The following is a 21,489-nucleotide window of genomic DNA, read 5'->3' on the forward strand; positions in this document are numbered from 1 at the left end:
AAAGAGCCTTCGATCAGTGCATCCTCTCGACAACCCCGCTTGGTCCGCGCTCACCACACTGCAACGCCCGGTCAGCTCGGGCAACGAATTGGCCCGCCGGTTCGACCCGTCCATTTCACCCATCGCAGCTGTCATGGATTCCACTGATCCACGTTGCTGGAGCGCTCTTGCCGAGGTAGTGGGCGCTGGCACGCAGGTCGGTGTTTTCGCCATTGCGACGAACGCGCCGCCCGAAGGGTGGGAGGTCGAGTGGCGCTATACCTTCGCGCAGATGATGTGCACGAAAGCGACTTATCGAGCGCCCGCGCAAGCATCCGAGAGCGCGGCATCTCATCCGTCGATACGCGCACTCACCCTTGCCGATGGTCCCGCCATGGTCGAACTCGCCACGTTGACAAAGCCCGGTCCGATGGAAGTACGAACGGTCGAGTTGGGCCGGTATCTAGGTATTTTCGACGATGACAACACGCTCGTCGCGATGGCCGGCGAGCGCATGCGGCTCGATGGCGCGACCGAGGTAAGCGGCGTCTGCACGCATCCCGAGCACCGGGGCAAACGCTACGCGCAGATACTGAGCGCGGCCATCACGCAGGACATCGTCGAACGCGGCGACACGGCGTTTCTTCACGTGAAAGACGGCAATACCGGCGCGGCCGGCGTGTACGAAAAGCTCGGGTTCGAAGTCCGCGCAGTGTTTGATATTGCGGCAATGACGAAGTGTTAGCTACCGTATCGACGAGGTTGACTCGTTATTGCGCACTTCGATGGTGTAAAGACCGCGACCTTGTCGCGTCGTCGGAGGGGCGGTTCGCGCGTGCGCAGTGTAGGAAGGACTGCTCATGACCGATTTCGGTCAGAAAAAGATAGCGTGGGGACGAGATGCCGCGTCCTGGGCATCTCGTCCTTGGCTGAACCTACCGCCTCTCTAGTTCGGTTGTTTGTTCGCCTTGCACGACCAACTCCATTCGTTGAGCCGATCTGCTGTAACGAGTGCATCCTCGCCGTTTTCCCAGCGAAAGGCTGTGGCCCAAGCAGATACACAAGCGTCCTCGCTCGGCGACAACGGATCAACTCAACGCGTCACGCCGGGACAAGGCGCATTGGCTGGAAGCCAAGTTTATTGGCGAACACTTGCTGGACAAGCACTGCGAAGGGAAGTGGCCGCCATGCCACCTCGATGCTGTCGATCAAACCGTTTTCGTCAAGATGCAAGTGTTCGTTACCTGTCACCTCAATGCCGTTGCAGGTGAAGCTAAAGAACACGGCCACGTCCTGCTCCGATGCGAACCGGAGATTGACATCCAAGCTATCGATCGTATCGAGGAATCCGGAAAGGACCTCGACGACCGCATCCTTGCCCACGGTGGGCGCAGGAAAGATCGGGCCAAAAAGTACGATGTTCTCGGCCAGATGCGGGACAATACGCAACTTGTCCTTGTTGCTCAACGCGTCGAAATAGGCATCGACATGGCTGGTGTTCATCTGCAATGCTCCTTCGGATTGGTCAGGAATTTCGGGTACGGCCGCGCCGAACCGGTCAGCGGGCGGCCCCCTATTTGAAGGGCCAAAATGTGCCGCGCGATGTCAGGTGCCGGGCTGACGGGTTCAGCGCTGCCGGCGGTAGTCGGCCAGCGGCAGGCCGCCCTGGCCCAAGTCCTCGATCTCGTGTTCGTGAAAGATCACGGTCGTGTCGTCATGGGGCTTGCCCATCACGTCGAAAAGCAAGTCGGCGATCCCCTTATAAATTGCGTTCTTCTGCTCTACCGTGGTTCGGTCCGCGCCTGGCGTGGTGCCTTCGCGTGTCACGAGAATGTTCACAAGCGGCATAGCGGGTCTCCAGGGAAGACGGGTAGCGCCCGTAGCGCCACCCTGAATAGAATCAGCGACCGGCGATCAAGCCACCGTCGACGTGCAGGATCTCGCCGGTTGAGAAAGCCGCGTCTTCGAGATAGAGCACCGCTCGAACGATATCCTCGACCTCACCTAACTTGTTCATAGGATGAAAGGCGGCGAGTTTCTCAACGATTTGCGGATCATGCATGGGCGTCCGGATGACCCCCGGCGCCACGGCGTTCACGCGGATGCCGCGCGTGGCGTACTCGATCGCCATGCTTTTGGTCGCAGCGTTCATGCCGCCCTTTGTCAACATGGCAATGAAGGCGGGGGAGCGCGAACTGGCGAACTCTGCCGTCGAGGCCGTAATCTGGACGACGTGGCCACTGCCCTGCTCCAGCATCACCGGGATGACCTGCTGGGTGGTAAAGAAAAATCCGTCGAGATTGGTCTTGAGCTTGAGCCGATAATCTTCCTCGGTATATTCGGTGAATGGCTTGCCGATGAAGATGCCGGCATTGTTCACCAGCGTGTCGATCCGGCCGAATTTTGTCAGCGCCGCCGTGACCAGCCGCTTGCCGGTTTCGGGATCACCGATGTCACCAGCGACGGTGACCAAATCCGGATCGGTCGAAGGTTGGATCGAGCGTGACGTGGCAACAACGCCATAGCCTCGCGCCCGAAAACCGTCGACGATGCCCTGACCCATGCCCTGCGACGCGCCGGTGACGATGGCCACTTTCTTGATAGTTGACATTTTTTGGGCTCCTTTACCCTTGCTTGAGGGCCCAAATCTACGAGATTGTCTGATCCGCGAAAAGTCACTATTCTCGTTCAATGACTGATCAAAAACGCACAGACATCGATTGGCAGGACGTCCGGATCTTCGTGGCACTCGTGCGGCAGGGAAGCTTGTCCGCGGCAGCCCGGATGCTCTCGGTGAGCCACGCGACGATCGCTCGAAGACTGCATTCGCTCGAACAGACTCTCGGTGAGAAACTCGTTGAGCGGCGCCCCACAGGCTACGTATTGACGCCTGCGGGAACGCTCGCGCTCAAGGCGGCCAATGACATGGAGCAGGCTGCTAACGTGCTTAAACGCGGTATGGCCGACGGCACGCCCACAGGTCTGGTGCGGATCAGTTCGTCGCCCGGCTTGACGGGGGGCTTCCTCACGTCGCGTCTCGTGTATTTGGCAATCCGCTATCCCTACTTGGACATTGACCTCGCCCCTGCACTGCGGTCCGTGAGCCTTGACCGGCACGAGGCCGATATCGCCATCCGATTCGACAAACCCAAGGACGGTGACCTCATCGCGCGCCCTCTTGCCACGGTAGGTTTTGGGTTTTATGGAACAGAAGAGGCCTGTCGGTCAGTAGAGGCCGGGGGCGATCCGATCTTTATCGGTTTCAACGAAGCAGACTCCTACTTGACTGCGGTGACATGGATGTCGGAACACTTCCCCCTCGCTCGCGTAGCGTTTCGCGTAAAGGACCAGTTTCTCCAATCGATCGCTGCGCGTTCGGGTGCTGGCCTTGCGTTGATTCCACACTACATTGGGCGTGCAGATCCGGCGTTACGAATCTGCGATTTAGGGGTAACGCCGCCGACCAGGGACGTGTATTACGTAATCCGCAGCCGTGATCGGCAGGACGCTGCGATCCGGCTTGTCGCAGAGGAATTAGTCGAAATGTTTGCGCAGGCCCGCGACCTCTTTCTTTGAAATTCAGGCCCTGTATCGGCTTTTTGCTCAATCCAATCAGTCACGCTCACCCGAGCCAACCGACACGATTCGATGGCATTCGAGCCCACGCTTGATTCCATTCCTGCGGTACCAGGCCTGAACGGACAGCCGCGCAAGCGTCCGAGCAAACTGCACGCCGACAAAGGATATGAGTTCGCTCGTTGCCAGTGCTATCCGAGACAGCGCGGCATCGAGGCCGGTATCGCCCGCCGCAGTATCGAAACCAGCCAGCACAGCCGCCGCGCCCCTCATTCACCCCCTCACTGCACCACCGCCGGACGCGCATTCCAGTGCGCCGCATCGGCCGATCCACCATCGGCACTCCCCTCTTCCAGCGAAACATTGCGCGTCTCGCGCCCGTTCACCATCCACAGCAGCGCGGCCAGCGGCCCCGGCAGCGCGAGCAGCAGCAGCCCGATCAGCGCCGCCGACGGCGTGCCGGTGAGCGCGTACACGTTGGTCAGCATCAGCGGCGCGACCATCGCGCCCACCCGGCCCACCGCCACCGATACGCCGAGGCCCGTGGCGCGAATCCGCGTCGGCAGCACTTCCGACGACACCACGTAGCCCGAGATATAGGCCCAGGTCACGCCGAACTGGATCAGACAGTAGCCGAGCACCATGCCCGGCAGCGTGTGCATCAGGTAGATCAGCACGATCGCGGCCGTCGTGAAGCTGTAGCTGACCAGCAGCGACACGCGCCGCCCCCACGCCTCCACCAGCACCGACGCGCACAGCCCGCCGAGCAGCGCGGCGACGTTGCCGTACACGTAGTACAGCGACATGTCGGCGGCCGGCACCTTCATGTACGGCAGGATCACCAGCGCCATCAGCGACAGCACGCCATACACCACCGCCGCCTGCGAGAAATTCAGCGCGCTGGCGAGGCCGCAGCGCAGCCGGTAGGTGCCGAACAGCTCGCGCACGTTGCGCCAGAACGCGGGCCGCGACGGCGTGTAGAGCGCCGGCTCGTAGCGTCGGCGCGCCTGATCGAGATCGGCGGCGGAGGTGCCGGCGCGCTCGGCGCTGGCCGCGATCCGGCCGACGATCGCCTCGGCCTCGGCGGTGCGGCCCTGTTGCAGCAGCCAGCGCGGCGATTCGGGAATCACGCGGCGAATCCAGAAGAACAGCAGCGCCATGGTAGTGCCCAGCCCGAAACCCACGCGCCACGCCACATCGGCCGGCAGGTGGTTCAGCACGAAGTACGAGATCGCGGCCGACAGCAGCGCGCCCACCGGAAAGCCCGACAGGATCAGCGAATCGGTCTTGCCGCGATGGCCGCGCGGAATGAATTCGCCCATCGTCGCCGTGACCGCCGAATACTCGCCGCCCACCGCGAGCGCCGTCATGGCGCGGAAGAACAGGAACGATTCGTAGTTCCAGGAAAAGATCGTCAGCACGCTGAAGCACGCGTACCAGAGCAACGTGGCGAGGAACAGCCGCTTGCGGCCGAAGCGGTCGGCCAGGTAGCCGAACGCGATCGCGCCCACCAGCATGCCGAACACCCAGATCGTCACGGCCAGCGAGCCTTGCGCCGAACTGAGGTGCCACTGGCCCTTGAGCATGCCGAACACGCTGCCGATGATATTGGTCTCGAACGAATCGAGCGCCCAGCCCACTCCGAGCGCGGCCACCAGCAGCGTGTGGAAGCGGGTCCACGGCATATTGTCGAGACGCGACAGCGCGTCGGTCCTGACGGATTGAGGCGTAGTCATGAAGTTCTCCTGACGATTCACGAGGCGAGCGCGGGCTGCGCCGCCTGCGTGAAATCGAATTGCGGGAAGCGCGCCGGCGCGCCGATGAAATTGCGGCCGCGCGCGCCGTCGAAGGCGTTCGCAACCAGGTCCTGCCATGCGTGGGCGTCGAGGCCGTAGGCGGCCGGGTGGCACGCCACGCCGAGCGCGTCGAGCCACGCTTCCAGCCGGGCCGGCGCGCCGTCGAGCGTGCCGAACACGTCGGCCAGCGCGCGGTCGCAAGCCGGATCGGCACCGAGCGCCGAGCGCATCACGGCCGGCAGGCAGAACGAGCAGGCCAGGCCGTGCGCCACACCATGCCGCAGCGTGATCGCGTACGAGATGTTGTGGGCCAGCGCGGTGCGCGTGTTCGAGAACGCGAGGCCGGCGCGCAGCGCGCCGAGCGCCATCGCCGAGCGCGCCGCCAGATCGCCGGGCGCGGCCATCACGCGCGGCAGCGCCGTGAGAATCTCGCGGGCCGCCTCCACGGCCAGGCCGCGCGTGACCGGGTTCGCGTTGATGTTCCACAGGCTTTCGAGCGCGTGCGACAGCGCGTCGAGCCCGCTGGCCAGCGTCGGTTCGGGCGGCAGGCCCGCCACCAGGCGCGGATCGACCAGCACCGTTTCCGGATAGAGATCGTCGCGGGCGAGCGAGAGCTTGCGCTCGCGCGCCGGGTCCCACACCGTGGCCCACGACGTCACTTCGCTGCCGGTGCCGGATGTGGTGGGAATCGCCACGATCGGCAGCGCACGCGAGGCGACGCGCGTGCGGCCATCCTCGATCCAGGCCAGCACCGGGTCGAGCCGGCCATGCTCGGCGGCCAGCACCTTGGCCGTGTCCATCACCGAGCCGCCGCCCAGCGCGACCAGCACGGCCGGCGCCTCCGGCAGCGCGGCGAGCCCGGACAACGCATCGCAGGCCGTGCGCAGCATCGTCACGGAAGGGTTGGCCTCGACGTTGTCGATGCGCAGCAGCGCCGGCCCGGCGAGCCGCTCGATCCGTTCGCACAGCGCGACGAACGGCTGGCCCGGGTACGTGACGATCGCGTAAGGACGGCCGGCCAGCACGCTGCCGATCGCATCGAGCGTATCGACGCCGAAGCGCACCCGCACCGGGTTGTGGAATTGCCAGCTCATCACGCGTGTTCCCCGGCCGCGAGGCGTTCGCCGATCGCGTCGATCACCACCGGCAGGTCGGCGATGCTGTCGATCACGTAATGCGCGCCCGTCTGCGCGAGGCGCTCGCGGGCCGGGCCGACGCGCGCGTCGCGGCCGGCGGCGTCGAGCGCCTGCCAGGCGTCGAGCGACAGGCCCACCTCGTTGCCGCTCGCGGCGATGCCCACCGTCCACATGCCGGCCGCGAGGCCCGATTCGAGGCCGGTGGGGCTGTCGTCCACCACCACGCAGCTGCGCACGTCGGGCGCGCCGAGCGCCAGCGCATTGGCCAGGCACATGTCCGGGTACGGGCGGCCGCGCGCCACGTCGCTGACGGTGCAGCAGTGATCGGGACGGTAGCCGTGGCGCTCGGCCAGCGGCTGCAGGTTGTTCATGACCTCGCGCGGGTAGCCGGTGGTGCTGCCGATGCGGATGCCGCGCGCGCGCAGCGTGGCGATGGTGTCGAGCGCGCCGGGGATCAGCGCGCTGTAGCGCTCGACGTTGCGCTCGTCGGCCAGCAGGAACGCGGCGTAGAGCCGGTCGATGTCGGCGTCGGTGGACGCCGCGCCGAACGCCGCGCGCCAGCGCGACTGCACGGCCGGATCTTCGAGGATCAGTTCGATGTGCTCGAGCTTGGCCGCGCCCATCGGCGCGCGCGCTTGCGCCTCGCTGATCGGCACGCCGGCCGCCTCGAACACCTCGCGGAACGCATGCACGGGCGCGAGGCAGCCGAAATCGAGCACGGTGCCGGCCCAGTCGAAGATCGCGGTGGTGACGGGGCCGCGATAAACGCGCTGGGCGCGATTCGCGGCGGGGGTATCGAGGCTGACGGATCGTCGCAGCATGCTCGGCTCCGGGGGGAAGTGGATCACGGACGCCAGCATAGTTTTGCAACATGACTCGTCCATGATCGAAATACCCGGTTCAACCGAATCGATCCATCGAAAAAATCGTTGGATTCCGGTTCGATGGCCGAACAGTCAGGCGGTGCAAGGGTTTCGGGCCGGTTTGGGTCCGATGCGCGATGCTTGCGAGACAATCCCTTGAAATAAGGGGTGGATCGATAAAATTCGCCGAGATTGCCTGCGCCGTCCGTCCCTGTTTTCACCACGCAGTCCGAACTTCCGTATCGATCGATGACCCTGACCCAGATTCGCGCTTTCCTCGCCGTCGTCCAGCACGGCGGCTTCACGGCGGCGGCCCGCGCGCTCGCCACCAGCCAGACCACCGTCACCTCGCAGGTGCAGGCGCTCGAACAGGAGCACGGCGTGCAGTTGTTCCATCGGCGCGGGCGGCGCGTGGAGCTGTCGGCGGTGGGGCTGGATTTCCTGCCGCTGGCGCGGCAGATCAACGGGCTGGAGAACGACGCGCGCTCGCTGCTGCACGACAGCGGCGAGCTGACGCGCGGCGTGCTGCGGATCGGCGCCGTCAGCCCGTTCCATGTGACCGAGATGATCGAGGCGTTCCACACCGCGCATCCGCGCATGCAACTGGCCGTCACGCTCGGCAATTCGGAGAGCGTGCTCAACGATCTCGACGATTACGCCTGCGACGTCGGCGTGATCGCGCGGTCGTTCAGCGACGAGCGCTACGAGATGACGCCGTATGCGAGCTACCCGGTGATCGCGTTCGTCGGCGTGGCGCATCCGTTCGCGGCACGCGAGGCGATCACGCTGGCGGAACTGGCCGGCGCGCCGCTGCTGATGCGCGAGCCCGGCTCGACCACGCGGCGCGCGCTGGAGGATGCGCTGGCGCGCATCGGCGCGACGCCGCGCATCGCGATGGAGATCGGCAGCCGCGAGGCGCTGCGCGAGGCCGTGGCGCGCGGGCTGGGGGTGGGCACGGTGTCGGTGTCCGAGTACGTGCCCGACGCGGCGCGGCTGCGGCCGGTGCGCATCGCGGGCGATCCGGTCAGCACGCATATCCATGTGTGCTGCCTGCGCGAGCGGCGCGAGAGCCGGCTCGTCGCGGCGTTCTTCGAGGCGATGCGGCGGTGCCGGCCGGCGGGGTGAAGCGTGGTGGGCGCAGTGGGCGCGCCGTTACCCCCTCACGCCACGCAGCGCCGCCGCGCGAACACCCTGCGCGTCAGGTCGAACGCCACCAGGTTGCCGGCCACCACCAGCGCCAGCCCGAGCACCGCGAGCGGCGACCAGCGGTAGCCCTCGAAGATCGTCGAGACGGTCAGCGCCACGAACGGAAACAGCACCGTGCAATAGGCCGCCCGCTCCGGGCCGATCCGGCCCACCAGCATCAGATACGACGTGAAGCCGATCACCGAGCCCGGCACGGCCAGATAGGCCAGCGCGCCGAGGTAGCGCGGCGTCATCTCCGGCACGAACGACAAACCGGCGACGGCCGAGCCGATCGTCAGCGCCGAGGCGCCGATCAGCATCGCCCAACTGTTGGTCATCAGCGGTTGCAGGCCGATCGCCTGCATCCGGCTCGACAGCAGGCTGCCGGTCGAGAAGCACAGCGTGCCGCCCAGCGCGATCGCGAGGCCGCGCCAGGTGGCCGCATCGCCGAGGTGGCCGGCCATCTGCTGATAGAACAGGCAACCGATGCCGGCCAGCCCGAGCAGCGCCCCGGCGATCGCGGTGGGTTGCAGCGGGCGGCCCAGGAACAGCCGGCCGTTGATCGCGTTGAGAAGCGGCGCGATCGAGAACACCACCGCCACCAGCCCGCTCGGCACCACGCGCTCGGCGTAGTAGAAGCACAGGAAGTTCAGGCAGAACAGCGCCAGCCCCTGCGCGACCAGGAAACGCCAGGCCTCGCGCGGCGGCATGATCGGCCGGCGCAGCGCGCGCAGCACCACGAACAGCACGGCGGCGGCGATCCAGAAGCGCCAGGCGATCGAGATCGGCGGCGGCACGCTGTCGAGCTGCCATTTGATCGCGATCCAGGTGGTGCCCCAGATCAGCACGGTGACGGCATAAAGCAGAAGATTCATGGCAAGGCGGCGTGAGGTTGGCTGGCGTTGCCGGGGGCCGGCCGAAGGCTTCGGCGCCGGATCGTCCCGGATGACCACTGTGCCGCCCGCCGGGCCGGGCCACTTGTCCGGAATTGCTGTCTTTGCGCGACAGCGCGCCGTGCACGCGCGCGCGCAACCCCGCGCGACCCTATACTGCGCCCATGAAGCCCGTCAGCCCGCCGATCCCCGCCGCCCCGCCCGCCTCCGCCGCCGAACTGGCCAGCGCGGCGGACTTGCCGTTCGGGCTGCAATCGGTGTGCCGCACGCTGGCCGACGCCGATGCGCGGTTGCAGCGCTTTGCGTGGCTCGGCGATCACCTCGCCATCGCCGAATGGACGCGCGAGACCGAGGTGGCGGAAACGGCCTACGACAACCCCGGCCACCACACGCTGTCGTGCTACGTGGCGGGCGGCTACCGCACCGAGCGGCAAAAGCTGCCGGGCCGCTACGGCGCGCCGAGCCGGCTGTGCGCGCTGCCCGGCGACCACGAATCGCGCTGGTGGGTGCGCGGCCAGATGCATTTCATGCACCTGTACTTCCTGCCCGAGCACTTCACGCGCCGCGCCGTGCGCGAACTCGATCGCGAGCCGCGCGAGCTGGAGCTGGCCGATCGCACCTATTTCGAGGATCCGCGCATCGCCGAGCAATGCCGCTCGCTGCTCAACGAGCGCTGGGACGACGTGGACGGCCGCCTGCGCGTCAACGAAACCGCGCACGAGGTATTGAGCGGGCTGCTGCGCGGGCAGAGCGTGATGCGCACCGGCGTGATGCACACGGGCGGCCTGGCGCCGGCCGTGCGGCGACGTGTGCGCGACTACATCGACGCGATGCTCGACCAGCCCGTCACGCTCGGCGAGCTGGCCGACCTGGCTGCGCTATCGGAATACCATTTCGCGCGGATGTTCCGCGTCTCGTTCGGCGCGCCGCCGCACGCGTGGATCGCCGAGCAGCGGCTGGCCCGCGCGCGTGCGCTGCTGCGCACCACCGCGCTGCCGCTCGTTCAGGTGGCCGCACAATGCGGCTACGCGAACGCCGCGCACTTCAGCCACCGCTTTCGCGACGCGCACGGCGCCACGCCCACCGCGTTCCGCAAGGCACTGCAGGGCGGCTGACGCGCCGCGCCGGTTGCGGTTTTCCGCGATCTGCCTATCATCGTGACCGTGCTCCGCTCCCGATCGACGATGACGCCGCTTTCTCCCCGCCGCCCCGCCCTTCCGCCGTCCTGCCATTCGCGCCGCATCGCGCGCGGGCGCCGCGCATGAACGGCCACGTCGCCTATACGCTGCTGGACCTGACCGGCACCTTCGTGTTCGCCATCAGCGGCGCGGTGGCCGCGCGCCAGCGGCGGCTCGACCTGTTCGGCGTGGTGTTCGTCACGTTCATCGTGGCGTGCGGCGGCGGCATCGTCCGCGACGTCTGCATCGGCGCGGTGCCGCCGGCCGGGCTGTCGAACTGGCGCTATCTGCTGGTGTCGATGGTGGCGGCCGCGCTGACGGTGGCCGCCTACCAGCGTGTAAAGAAGTTGCGCTACCCGGTGCTGCTGTTCGATGCGATCGGGCTGGGCCTGTTCGCCGTGGCCGGTGCGCAGAAGGCGCTGGCCTACAGCGAGAGCGCCGAGGTGGCGATCCTGCTCGGCATGTTCAGCGCGGTGGGCGGCGGCGTGATCCGCGACGTGCTGCTCTCGCGCGTGCCGGCGATCCTGCAGCGCGAGATCTACGCGCTGGCCGCGCTGTTCGGCGCGACCGTCGAGGTGGTGTCGCTGCGCACCAATTGGCTGCCCACGCTCGCGCCGTGGCTGGCGATCGGCTCGTGCGTGGCGATCCGGCTGTCGTCGCTGTATTTCGGCTGGCGGCTGCCGACGTTCGGGAATCGGCAGCGGGATAGCCAGTAGGGAACGAGGGCAGCGTTTGACGGCTCGGGGCCGCCGCGTTCGACAGCCCGGACCTCTCCATGCTTGCGCGCACTCGCCAGCCAGCGCGCCGCGTTCACGCACCCTTGCGTCCCCTCACCCCGCCAACACCGCCCCTTCGCGTCCCGCCGCCACGATCACCCCCGCCAGCGTGCGCGCCGCCGCCTCCATGCGCGCATCGTCGAAACCGCCGAAGCCGAGCACCAGCCCCGGCCGCGCCGTGCCGGGCGCATACATCGGCGAGACGGGCCGCACCGCCACGCCGGCCGCCAGCGCCTGCGCGGCCACCCGGCGGTCGTCGAAACCGGCCGCCAGCCACAGCACCAGATGCATGCCCTGATCGCTCGGCTCGCGCCAGGCCAGCTCGGGCGGCAGCGCGGCGTCGAGCGTCTCGATCAGCCGCGCGCGCCGCGCCGCATACACGCCACGCACGCGCCGGATATGGCGATCGAGATGCCCCTCGCCCATGAACGCGGCCAGCACATGCTGGTCGGCCTCGGGCGGATGGCGGTCCATCAGCACGCGCGCGCCGCGAAACGCCGCCACCAGATCGGGCGGCACGATCGCATAGCCGAGCCGCAACGACGGAAACAGGATCTTGCTGAACGTGCCCAGATACACCACCCGCGCCGGGTCCAGCCCCTGCATCGCCGGGAACGGATGGCCGGCGTAGCGCAGTTCGCTGTCGTAATCGTCCTCGACGATCCACGCGTCGTGCGTGCGCGCCCAGTCGAGCAACGCCTCGCGGCGGCCGACGCTCAACGGCATGCCGAGCGGATATTGATGCGACGGCGTGACGAACGCCGCGCGCGCGTCGGGCGCGAGGCGGCGGCCGGCGTCGACGTCGAGCCCTTCCGCATCCACCGGCACGCGCACGATCGCGTCGCGCCGGCCGGTGCTTTCGAGGATCGCCGTGATGCCACGATAGGCCGGGTTCTCGATCCAGGCGCGGTCGGCGGCGTCGAGCAGCACCTGGCAGGCCAGATACAGGCCCTGCTGGGTGCCGGTGGTGACGATCACCTGGGCGGCGTCGCAGCGCACCGAGCGCGAACGGCGCACGTAATCGGCGATCGCCTCGCGCAGCGGGCCGACGCCGCGCGTGTCGCCATAGCCCGACGGCGCGGCCGAGCCATGCGCGCGCAGGCGGTTGCCGAGCCGCCGCCAGGCCGCGTCGGGCAAGGTCGGGCCGCCCGGCACGGAGACGGCGAACGGGATCGGCGGCAGCGGTTCGAAATCGGCGGCGACAGCGGCGAAGATCGCGGCGGGCGCGGGGAGCCGGCGTGGCGGGAAGGCCCCGGCGGCGGCGGGTGCCGCTTCGTCGCCGCCCACCACCCCGAACGCCCCCTCTCCCGGCATCGACAACGCCGGCGCCACCCACGTCCCGGTCCGCCCGCGTGCGACCAGAAACCCCTCCGCCACCAGTTGCTCGAACGCCTCGATCACCGTGCCGCGCGCCAGCCCGAGCGCGGCGGCAAGCTGGCGCGAAGCCGGCAGCGATTCGCCGGGGCGCAGGTCGCCGCGCCGGATCGCGTCGCGCAACGCCTGCGCCAATTGACGGCTCAACTGGCCAGCCGCGCGGTCGAGCGGGCCGAGCGCGGGGATATCGGGGGATTGGGCAGTACGGGCCATCGTTTCTGGTCCAAAAAAATTGAATAAAACTGGCCCTTCATCATAGGCCAGCAACAGCGCAGAATCAGCCCATTCGATCAATCACGCCCCACCGCCTTCGGAGCCGCCATGTATCTGCCCGCCCCCTTCACCGAAGCGCGCCCCGACGCGCTGCACGCCCTGATCGTCGCCCACCCGTTCGGCGCGCTGGTCACGCACGGCGACGGCGGCCTCGACGCCAACCACCTGCCGTTCGAACTCGATCCGGGCGGCGGCACGCTCGGCGTGCTGCACGCCCATGTGGCGCGCGCCAACCCGGTCTGGCAACAAGTGGCGAACGGCGCGCCGGTGCTGGCGATCTTCCGCGCGATGGACGCCTACATCTCGCCGAACTGGTATCCGAGCAAGCACGAGGCACATCGCCAGGTGCCCACCTGGAACTACGCGGTGGTGCACGCGCACGGCCGCATCACGGTGCGCGACGACGAACGCTACGTGCGCGGCGTGGTGGCCAAGCTCACGCGCCGCCACGAGGCCACGCAGCCGGTGCCGTGGAAGATGGGCGACGCGCCGGCCGATTTCGTCGATACGCTGATGAAGGCGATCGTCGGCATCGAGATCGAGATCACGCGCCTGGAAGGCAAGAGCAAATTGAGCCAGAACAAGGACGCCCGCGACGTGCAAGGCGCGGCCGACGGGCTGCGCGCGATGGGCCGCCATGCGATCGCCGATGCGATGCTGGCGGGTGGGGTGGCGCCGGGGGGCAGCGGCAGCGGTAACGACAACAAGCCGGACTGAGACGCCGCGGACGCCGCTCCAATCGGCATCAAGATCGGCATCAAGCCCCCGCCGAGCCGCCCGGCACCCGTTCGCCGCGCCGCCCGCGCTCGGCGATCCGCTCGCGCATCGCCGCGAGCGCCCCGGAAATCGCCTCGCGATGCGCCGGATCGGCCGCGATCTGCGCCGCCGTGCGCGGCGGCCCGAGCAACGGCAGCGCGATCGAGGCCGGCGCCACGCAATGCGCCGACATGGTGGTCAGCACCAGCCGCAGCGCCGCCTGCGCATCGGACGCGCGCGGCGACGCGTTGAACAGCGCCACCGCCATCCCCGGAAAGCCATCGCTGGCCACCAGCCAGTCGAGCGCGTTCTTGAACGCGCCCGGAATGCCGCGCGCGTATTCGGGGCAGGCGATCAGCAGCCCGTCGGCCCGCGCGACCGCGTCGCGCAATGCCTGCACGGGCGACGGCGGGTCGTCCTGACGCTCGGGGTTGAAAGGCGGCAGCGTGTCGAGGCCACGCCAGGCCTGCACGCTCACGCCCGGCGCGCCGATCGCGGCGGCGGCATCGAGCAGGGCCGTGTTGGAGGACAGCGTGCGCAGGCTGCCCGACATCGAAAGCAATCGGATCATGATTCTCGAAACGGTGAAGCGCAGCCGGCCGCCGCGGCGCCCGAAGCGGGGCCGGTCCGCGCGAAAAAACCCGGCGCGAGTGTCCCACGTCCGGCCCGATCGCGCCGCCACGTGCCTGTGCACATCCACGCCCGTATCCAGGCCCAACGCCCGTGCACCCCGCCCCGAAGCCCGATGCCGCCGTTCGCGCCGTCCGGGGCTTCCTTTACAATGCACGGCATTTCTGTCCGTCGACGTTCGACGCTTACCGTATTCAGGGGCTTTCATGATCATCAAACCGCGCGTGCGTGGCTTCATCTGCGTGACGACTCATCCTGTCGGCTGCGAAGCCAATGTCAAAGAACAGATCGATTACGTGGTCAAGCAAGGCCCGATCGCCAACGGCCCGAAGAAGGTGCTGGTGATCGGCGCGTCCACCGGCTACGGCCTGGCCGCACGCATCTCGGCCGCCTTCGGCTCGGGCGCGGACACGCTGGCCGTGTGCTTCGAGCGTCCGGGCAGCGAAACCAAGCCGGGCACGGCCGGCTGGTACAACACCGCCGCGTTCGAGAAGTTCGCCAAGGCCGAAGGCCGCTACGCCAAGACGATCAACGGCGACGCGTTCTCCGACGAAGTGAAGCGCGTCACGATCGACACCATCAAGGCCGATCTCGGCCAGGTCGATCTGGTGGTGTACAGCCTCGCCTCGCCGCGCCGCACGCACCCGAAAACGGGCGTGGTGCACAACTCCACGCTCAAGCCGATCGGCAAGAGCGTCACGTTCCGCGGCATCGACACCGACAAGGAAGTGATCAAGGACACCGCGCTGGAGCCGGCCTCGCAAGAAGAGATCGACAACACCGTGGCGGTGATGGGCGGCGAGGACTGGAAGTTCTGGATCGACGCGCTGAACGAAGCGGGCGTGCTGGCTCCCGGCGCGAAGACCACCGCGTTCACCTACCTCGGTGAGCAGATCACGCACGACATCTACTGGAACGGCTCGATCGGGGCGGCCAAGAAGGATCTCGACACCACCGTGATCGGCCTGCGCGACACCCTCGCGGCCCACGGCGGCGACGCGCGCGTGGCGGTGCTGAAGGCGGTGGTCACGCAAGCCAGCTCGGCGATCCCGATGATGCCGCTGTATCTGTCGCTGCTGTTCAAGGTGATGAAGGAAACCGGCACGCACGAGGGCTGCATCGAGCAGGTGTACGGCCTGCTGCACGACACGATGTACGGCGCCACGCCGCACATCGACGAAGACGGCCGCCTGCGCGCCGACTACAAGGAACTCGATCCGCAAGTGCAGGCCAAGGTGCAGGCGCTGTGGAGCCAGGTCACCAACGACAATATCTACGAACTGACGGATTTCGCCGGCTACAAGCACGAATTCCTGCGCCTGTTCGGGTTCGAGATCGCCGGCGTGGATTACGACGCCGACGTCAATCCCGACGTGGCGATCCCGGGCCTGATTTCGGTCGGGTTGTAAGCGCGCACGCGCCGCGTCAGCGGCGCGTACCGCCAAAGGCCGGATGCGGGGGCGATGCCCCGGCATCCGGCCTTTTTCATGGGCGCGCGATGCGTCAAGCCAACGTCCGCACCTTCGGCTCGCGATCATAAAACCGCTTGCCTGCCGCACCCACGAACCCCTTCCCGAGATTCGCCAGCACACCCGCATCGGGCTGAATCCCCGCGCGATCGAGCAACGGCTGCGCGCCGGCCGTATGCCCGATCGCCTTCAAATGCGCGAACGCATCCAGCACGAACGACAGCGCCGCCGAATCCTGCGCGAGCTTGTGCGCCGCATCCTCCGTCAACACCAGCGCCACCGCATCGAACAGCACCGACGGTGAACCCGCCAGTTGCCCCTCCGCCGCCAGCGTCCCGCCCTTCACCGGCAGCCCGCCCACCTTCGGCGCGATCAGCATCGCCTTTCCGCCGTCCTGCTCGATGGCCTTCACCAGCGCCTCGATCTCGGCCTTGTCCGAACCTTCATCGAACAGCACGCCAACCTTGCGGCCCTTCAACGTATGCTTCGCATTCCCGACGATCGACAAAGCCGGCGACGCCTTCATATCCACCGGCTCGCGCGCAGGCGGCGCGGCCGGCGGCAACGCCATCGCCAACCCATCGGCCACGCGCTGCGCGAGTGACTCATCGACATTGCGCAGCCGCGACAGCATGCGCGTGCGCACATGTTCGAGCGACACCTTCGACAGCTCGAACACGAACGCCGACGCCGTATGCGCCTGCTCGATCGGCTCCAGCGACCGGAACAGCATGCGCGCCTGGCTGTAGTGATCGGCGAACAGCTCCGAGCGCACGCGCAGCTTTTCCGACGGATCATTGCGCTCGTCGTTGGCCTTGAACGTGCTGAAGCCTTCGGCCGGCGCCTCGCGCGGCCCGCCATCCTCGCCGGCATCGGCCAGCGAATTCGGCTCGTAATTGGCGCGCCCTTCCGGCACCTTGGTCTGCATCAGGCCGTCGCGCTGGAAGTTGTGGAACGGGCAGCGTGGCGCGTTGATCGGGATCTGATGAAAATTGGTGGTGCCGAGCCGCGACTTCTGCGTGTCGAGATAGCTGAACAAGCGGCCCTGCAGCAGCGGATCGTTGGTGAAATCAATGCCGGGCACCACGTTCGACGGCAAGAACGCCACCTGTTCCGTCTCCGCGAAGAAGTTCTTCGCGTTGGCGTTCAGCGTGAGCCGGCCGATGGTCTGCAGCGGGATCTCTTCCTCGGGAATCAGCTTGGTGGCGTCGAGCACGTCGTACGGCTGCTTCGCGGCCCAGGCCTCGTCGAACACCTGCACGCCGAGTTCCCATTCGGGGAAGTCGCCCGCGTCGATCGCTTCGAACAAATCGCGGCGATGATAGTCCGGGTCCGCACCGGCAATCTTCACGGCCTCGTCCCAACAGGTCGATTGCACGCCGAGCAACGGCTTCCAGTGGAACTTCACGTACTTGCCCTCGCCCTTCGCGTTGACGAAGCGGAACGTGTGCACGCCGAAGCCCTGCATCATGCGCAGCGAGCGTGGAATCGCGCGGTCCGACATCGCCCACATCAGCATGTGCGTGCTTTCGGGCATCAGACTCGCGAAATCCCAGAACGTGTCGTGCGCGGACGCGGCCTGCGGATAGCCGCGATCGGCCTCCATCTTCACGCTGTGGATCAGGTCCGGAAACTTGATCGCATCCTGGATGAAGAACACCGGGATGTTGTTGCCAACCAGATCCCAATTGCCTTCCTGCGTGTAGAACTTCACGGCGAAGCCGCGCACGTCGCGCGGCGTATCCACCGAGCCCGCGCCGCCGGCCACCGTGGAAAAGCGCACGAACACCGGCACCTCGTCGCCGGCCTTCTGGAACAGGCTCGCGCGCGTCAGTTCGGGGATCGCCTTGGTGCACGTGAACACGCCGTGCGCGCCGCTGCCGCGCGCGTGCACGATGCGCTCGGGAATCCGCTCGTGATCGAAGTGGAAGATCTTCTCGCGCAGCACGAAATCTTCCAGCAGCGCCGGGCCGCGTTCGCCGGCCTTCAGGCTGTTCTGGTTGTCGGAAATGGGCACCGCGAAATTGGTGGTCAGCACCTCGGGATGCGCCTGCTTGCCCTTGGCGCTGCCGCTGCCGGTGTACTGCTGATGCGTTTCGCCGCCGTTGCCGGTTGCGTCGGCAGCCTGGGGCGTTTTCGATTTGGCCATGCGTTTTCTCCACTGCGGGTTGTAGGGCGGGGACGGTTCGGTGCGCAATCGCACACACCGCATTCGCGCGGCGTGGTGGACGAGGTCTGCAAAAACTACAAACCGCGACCGATTGGCAACGATGTCGCGACACGGCGCAACGCCGGGCAGGCGGCCTGGCCGCGTGCGGCGCGCGCGAAACGTGTCGTCGAGGGAAGGTCTCGCAATATGCGGACCCGCCCGCAGGGAGGGGGAATGAAGGGAAACCGGGGCGGCGCGCAGTGGGGTCGGTCACTCGCCCGGCAAGGCGTCAGCGGGCCAGATGCGCGTCGACGAGCGGCGCGAGCGCGGCCGCATGCACCTTGGCGAGATCGTGCCCGCCGCCGGCCACCACGTGCAGTCGGGCATCGGGCAGCGCGTCGCGCAGGCGCTCGCCCACCGCGACGGGGCTGATCGGGTCGGCATCGCCCCAGATCAGCAACGCCGGCTGGCGGATCTCGTGCAGACGTGCGCTGTAGTCCTCACGATTCGACAGGAACCACCCGGGCAAGTGCGGATGGCTCGCGGCGAAGCCGGTGCGCCAATCCTGCGCGCCCGCATCGGCCATGTTCACGCCGCCCGAGGTCACGCTCAACACCAGGTGCGTGATCAGCTCGGGCCGTTCGAGCGCGGCGCGCACCGCGAGCAGGCCACCCATCGATTGCGCGATCAGGGCCGTGGGGCGATCGATACGGGCCAGCAGGCGCGCAAGCAGATCGTCGATGCCGCCGATCGACGGGTCGGCCGGCTCGCCGCCGAAGCCCGGATACGCGACGATCTCGCGCTCGGCCGGATGCGCGAGGCGCTCGGCCAGCGGACGCCAGAAGCCGGTGTCGCCCGACGCGCCGGGCAGGAACATCAAGGTGGAAGGGATGGCCATGGGTGTGCTCTCTACTCTCTATTGGAATCGTGATGGCGGACGCGACACGCGACGCTCGGCCAACGACGCGATGGCCGCGGCTGCGCGGGTATCATCTGGCTTTACCCGCCGCCGCCATGCTCACGCTCAAGCTGACGCTCGTCCCGCTGTTCCTGCTGGTCGTCTCGATGTCGGGCGCATGGTGGGGGCCATCGATCGCGGGCTGGCTGGCGGGGCTGCCCGTGGTGGCCGGCCCGATCCTGTTCCTGCTGGTCCTCGAACACGGTCCCGCGTTCGGCGCACACGCCGCGCTGCTCGCGCTGGCCGCCATTCTCGCATCCGAAGCCTTCAATTTCGCCTACGCGTGGACCTGCCGCGCGCGCGGCTGGCCACTCGCGCTCGCCGCCGGGCTGGCCGCCTGGGCGCTGGCCGCCACCGCGCTCGCGCACCTGCCCGCGCCGCTGGCCGCGTCGCCGTGGACCGCCGTGATCGCGGCGCTCGGCGCGGTGGCCTTCGGGCGCGCGTTCCTGCCGCGCAGCTCGGGCGGCGCGGCGAGCCTGCCGCTCGCGCGCCGCGACCTCGCCGCGCGGATGGCGGCGGGCGCGTTGCTCACGCTGGCCGTCACCGCCGTGTCGGGCCGCGCCGGGCCTGCCTGGAGCGGCGTGCTGGCCGTGTTTCCGCTGCTCGGCAGCGTGCTGGCGGTGTCGTCGCATCGCGCGCACGGCGCCGCGTTCGCGATCGCGCTGCTGCGCGGCATGGTGCTCGGGCGCTTCTCGTTCGTGGCGTTCTGCCTGGTGCTGGCGTTCGCGCTGCGCCATGCGACGGCGGAGGCAGCGTGGCTCGGCTTCGTGGCGGCGTCGGTGGTGGCGATGGGCGTGCAGTGGGCGACGCGGCGGATGGCGCGGGCGCAAAGCATGGGCGGCAAGGCCGGTGTGACTCAGTCGGCCGAAGCGGTTGAAGCGGCCGCCGCACAAGACGCCGGCTGACCGCCGCTTTTCACCGCGCGGCACAAGCATCGCGCGGCTTCGCGCATAAGCAAACCGCAAATCGATGGTTTCAAGCGGGCAGCGAAGCCGATTAGATTGCAGCGAACCCGGCCGGCGCGACGCCGGCTTGTCAGACACCCGCGCAACCCGCCCAATCGGCTTCCGATCCATGTCCCAAGACCGCACCACCGCGCTGCCGCCCGATCTCGTCACGGGCGCGGCATGGGGCGAACCGCCCCGCGACACCTATCCCGGCCTGGTCGCGCCGTTCCGTCCACTGTTCGCGCGCATCCGCGCCCAGGCCGTCGAACGCGAGATCGCGCGCGAGCTGCCGTTCGACGCGATCGACCGGCTGCGCGACGCCGGCTTCACGGCCGTGCGCGTGCCGCGCGACTACGGCGGCCTCGGCCTCGATCTGCCCGCGTTCTTCGAACTCCTGATCGAATTATCCGAAGCCGATTCGAACCTGACGCAGGCGCTGCGCGCGCATTTCGGCTTCGTCGAGCACGCGCTCGGCAGCCCCGCCGCGCGCCGCGACACCTGGCTCGCGCGACTCGCGAAAGGCGACATCGTGGGCGGCGCGTGGTCCGAAACCGGCGATGCAAAGCAGGCGCAATTCGCCACGCGCCTGACGCGCGGTGCGCAAGGCTGGCGGCTGAACGGCACCAAGTTCTACACCACCGGCTCGCTGTATGCGGACTGGATTCACGTCGGTGCGACCGACGCCGAGGATGCCTACGTCAGCGTCACGATCGACCGGCGCGCGAGCGGCGTGGAGGTGATCGACGACTGGGACGGCATGGGCCAGCGGCTCACCGCGAGCGGCACGAGCCACTTCCACGACGTGCCGGTGGACGAGCGCGAGATCGTCACCACCGCACCGTTCGACTATTCCGAAGCGTTCTACCAGCTCGTGCATCTGGCGACGCTGGCCGGCATCGCGCGCGCGGCCGTCAACGACGCCGCCGCGCAGGTGGCCGCGCGCCGCCGCAGCTACAGCCACGCGCCGGCCGCGCGCCCTGCGGACGACGCGCAAGTGCTGCAAGTGCTCGGCCGCGCGCGTTCGAAGGCTTGGGCGGCGGGCGCGGCGGTGGCGCTGTCGGCGCGCGCGCTCGAACGCGCGACGCAGGCGGTTGGTCGCGAGGACGCGCAGACAGCGATCGCCGAAGCCGAACTCGAAATCTGGCAGGCGCAGACGGTGGTGATCGAGCTGGCGCTCGACGCAACCGGCAGCGTGTTCGACGCGCTCGGCGCCTCGGCCACGCTGCGCAGCAACGGCCTCGACCGCCACTGGCGCAACGCGCGCACGCTGGCCTCGCATAACCCGCGCATCTATCGCGAGCGGATCGTCGGGGATTTTGCTGTCAACGGCAGGCTGCCGCAGGGGCAATGGCGGATCGGGATTGCTTGATGGTGGTGAACGGATGACCTGTAGTGTGTCGGAAACATTGTCCGTACCTGGAGCTTGCGCAGAAACGCACATGTTTTCGGTTCTGCCGCCAAGACCGGAGGGAAGCACGCAGAAAACAAAGAGGCTTGTCGTGCAGGAATCCCAAGCCGATATCTGCTTGCTTGGGCCGCGCCGCCAAGATA

At 67.9% G+C, this 21,489-nt stretch carries 20 protein-coding genes and 1 pseudogene; 10 read left to right on the plus strand and 11 right to left on the minus strand.

Annotated features, from left to right (window positions below):
- Nucleotides 1-133: 133 nt before the first annotated feature.
- A complete protein-coding gene (locus AB4850_RS13565; protein WP_414440328.1) occupies nucleotides 134-724 on the plus strand; it encodes a GNAT family N-acetyltransferase in 591 nt (196 codons plus the stop codon).
- 356 nt (nucleotides 725-1,080) lie between these two features.
- On the opposite strand, the gene AB4850_RS13570 is transcribed toward AB4850_RS13565, so the two are convergent.
- The 3 genes from AB4850_RS13570 to AB4850_RS13580 all read right to left on the minus strand — a co-directional run bounded on the left by AB4850_RS13570 (nucleotide 1,081) and on the right by AB4850_RS13580 (nucleotide 2,590).
- Nucleotides 1,081-1,482: a nuclear transport factor 2 family protein gene (locus AB4850_RS13570; protein ID WP_414440329.1), complete on the minus strand. Its 402-nt coding sequence runs from the start codon at nucleotides 1,480-1,482 to the stop codon at nucleotides 1,081-1,083.
- Between the two features lie 123 nt (nucleotides 1,483-1,605).
- Entirely contained in the window at nucleotides 1,606-1,827 is a 222-nt protein-coding gene (locus AB4850_RS13575; RefSeq protein WP_414440330.1) for a tautomerase family protein, read from the minus strand.
- 52 nt (nucleotides 1,828-1,879) lie between these two features.
- A complete protein-coding gene (locus tag AB4850_RS13580; RefSeq protein WP_414440331.1) occupies nucleotides 1,880-2,590 on the minus strand; it encodes an SDR family NAD(P)-dependent oxidoreductase in 711 nt (236 codons plus the stop codon).
- Nucleotides 2,591-2,670: 80 nt separating this feature from the next.
- Between AB4850_RS13580 and AB4850_RS13585 the strand changes: the two genes are divergently transcribed.
- Nucleotides 2,671-3,555, plus strand: a complete 885-nt coding sequence (locus AB4850_RS13585; protein ID WP_414440332.1) for a LysR family transcriptional regulator — start codon at nucleotides 2,671-2,673, stop codon at nucleotides 3,553-3,555.
- A 36-nt stretch (nucleotides 3,556-3,591) separates the two neighbouring features.
- Nucleotides 3,592-3,798 (plus strand): annotated as a pseudogene (locus AB4850_RS13590) (IS5/IS1182 family transposase); the annotation flags it as partial.
- A 38-nt stretch (nucleotides 3,799-3,836) separates the two neighbouring features.
- Here AB4850_RS13590 and AB4850_RS13595 read toward each other — a convergent pair.
- The 3 genes from AB4850_RS13595 to phnX are packed head-to-tail and all read right to left on the minus strand — an operon-like array spanning nucleotide 3,837 to nucleotide 7,308.
- Entirely contained in the window at nucleotides 3,837-5,291 is a 1,455-nt protein-coding gene (locus tag AB4850_RS13595) for an MFS transporter (protein ID WP_414440333.1), read from the minus strand.
- A 17-nt stretch (nucleotides 5,292-5,308) separates the two neighbouring features.
- A complete protein-coding gene (gene psrA, locus AB4850_RS13600; protein ID WP_414440334.1) occupies nucleotides 5,309-6,445 on the minus strand; it encodes an iron-containing alcohol dehydrogenase PsrA in 1,137 nt (378 codons plus the stop codon).
- Entirely contained in the window at nucleotides 6,445-7,308 is an 864-nt protein-coding gene (phnX, locus tag AB4850_RS13605; protein ID WP_414440335.1) for a phosphonoacetaldehyde hydrolase, read from the minus strand. The genes psrA and phnX overlap by 1 nt, the downstream gene beginning before the upstream one ends.
- Nucleotides 7,309-7,599: 291 nt before the next feature.
- Between phnX and AB4850_RS13610 the strand changes: the two genes are divergently transcribed.
- Nucleotides 7,600-8,475 carry a LysR substrate-binding domain-containing protein gene (locus tag AB4850_RS13610; protein ID WP_414440336.1) on the plus strand — a complete coding sequence of 292 codons (876 nt, stop codon included), beginning with the start codon at nucleotides 7,600-7,602 and terminating at the stop codon, nucleotides 8,473-8,475.
- Between the two features lie 35 nt (nucleotides 8,476-8,510).
- On the opposite strand, the gene AB4850_RS13615 is transcribed toward AB4850_RS13610, so the two are convergent.
- Nucleotides 8,511-9,410 carry a DMT family transporter gene (locus tag AB4850_RS13615; protein WP_414440337.1) on the minus strand — a complete coding sequence of 300 codons (900 nt, stop codon included), beginning with the start codon at nucleotides 9,408-9,410 and terminating at the stop codon, nucleotides 8,511-8,513.
- 182 nt (nucleotides 9,411-9,592) lie between these two features.
- Here AB4850_RS13615 and AB4850_RS13620 point away from each other — a divergent pair, with 182 nt between their 5' ends.
- Together AB4850_RS13620 and AB4850_RS13625 are read left to right on the plus strand one after the other, a co-directional pair.
- A complete protein-coding gene (locus AB4850_RS13620; RefSeq protein WP_414440338.1) occupies nucleotides 9,593-10,543 on the plus strand; it encodes a helix-turn-helix domain-containing protein in 951 nt (316 codons plus the stop codon).
- A 146-nt stretch (nucleotides 10,544-10,689) separates the two neighbouring features.
- Nucleotides 10,690-11,322, plus strand: coding sequence for a trimeric intracellular cation channel family protein (locus AB4850_RS13625; RefSeq protein WP_414440339.1), 633 nt, complete (start codon nucleotides 10,690-10,692; stop codon nucleotides 11,320-11,322).
- Between the two features lie 114 nt (nucleotides 11,323-11,436).
- Here AB4850_RS13625 and AB4850_RS13630 read toward each other — a convergent pair whose 3' ends face one another.
- Nucleotides 11,437-12,969 carry a PLP-dependent aminotransferase family protein gene (locus AB4850_RS13630; RefSeq protein ID WP_414440340.1) on the minus strand — a complete coding sequence of 511 codons (1,533 nt, stop codon included), beginning with the start codon at nucleotides 12,967-12,969 and terminating at the stop codon, nucleotides 11,437-11,439.
- A gap of 108 nt (nucleotides 12,970-13,077) precedes the next feature.
- On the opposite strand from AB4850_RS13630, the gene AB4850_RS13635 reads away from it, so the two are divergent.
- A complete protein-coding gene (locus tag AB4850_RS13635; RefSeq protein ID WP_414440341.1) occupies nucleotides 13,078-13,746 on the plus strand; it encodes an FMN-binding negative transcriptional regulator in 669 nt (222 codons plus the stop codon).
- Nucleotides 13,747-13,786: 40 nt separating this feature from the next.
- Here the strand turns inward: AB4850_RS13635 and AB4850_RS13640 are convergent, their stop codons facing one another.
- Nucleotides 13,787-14,356 (minus strand): NADPH-dependent FMN reductase, encoded by a 570-nt coding sequence (locus AB4850_RS13640; RefSeq protein WP_414440342.1) that lies wholly within the window; start codon nucleotides 14,354-14,356, stop codon nucleotides 13,787-13,789.
- A gap of 265 nt (nucleotides 14,357-14,621) precedes the next feature.
- Between AB4850_RS13640 and fabV the strand changes: the two genes are divergently transcribed.
- Nucleotides 14,622-15,824: an enoyl-ACP reductase FabV gene (gene fabV, locus AB4850_RS13645; protein ID WP_414440343.1), complete on the plus strand. Its 1,203-nt coding sequence runs from the start codon at nucleotides 14,622-14,624 to the stop codon at nucleotides 15,822-15,824.
- Between the two features lie 94 nt (nucleotides 15,825-15,918).
- On the opposite strand, the gene AB4850_RS13650 is transcribed toward fabV, so the two are convergent.
- Nucleotides 15,919-18,033: a catalase gene (locus AB4850_RS13650; protein ID WP_414440344.1), complete on the minus strand. Its 2,115-nt coding sequence runs from the start codon at nucleotides 18,031-18,033 to the stop codon at nucleotides 15,919-15,921.
- A 289-nt stretch (nucleotides 18,034-18,322) separates the two neighbouring features.
- Nucleotides 18,323-18,931: an alpha/beta fold hydrolase gene (locus AB4850_RS13655; RefSeq protein WP_414440345.1), complete on the minus strand. Its 609-nt coding sequence runs from the start codon at nucleotides 18,929-18,931 to the stop codon at nucleotides 18,323-18,325.
- 116 nt (nucleotides 18,932-19,047) lie between these two features.
- Here AB4850_RS13655 and AB4850_RS13660 point away from each other — a divergent pair, with 116 nt between their 5' ends.
- Complete coding sequence (locus AB4850_RS13660) at nucleotides 19,048-19,896, plus strand: hypothetical protein (protein WP_414440346.1); 849 nt, start codon at nucleotides 19,048-19,050, stop codon at nucleotides 19,894-19,896.
- A 169-nt stretch (nucleotides 19,897-20,065) separates the two neighbouring features.
- Nucleotides 20,066-21,307 carry an acyl-CoA dehydrogenase family protein gene (locus AB4850_RS13665; RefSeq protein WP_414440347.1) on the plus strand — a complete coding sequence of 414 codons (1,242 nt, stop codon included), beginning with the start codon at nucleotides 20,066-20,068 and terminating at the stop codon, nucleotides 21,305-21,307.
- The last annotated feature ends 182 nt before the right edge of the window (nucleotides 21,308-21,489 follow it).

This window comes from Burkholderia sp. 22PA0106, assembly GCF_047497155.1.
In the GTDB taxonomy this organism is placed as follows: Bacteria; Pseudomonadota; Gammaproteobacteria; order Burkholderiales; family Burkholderiaceae; genus Burkholderia.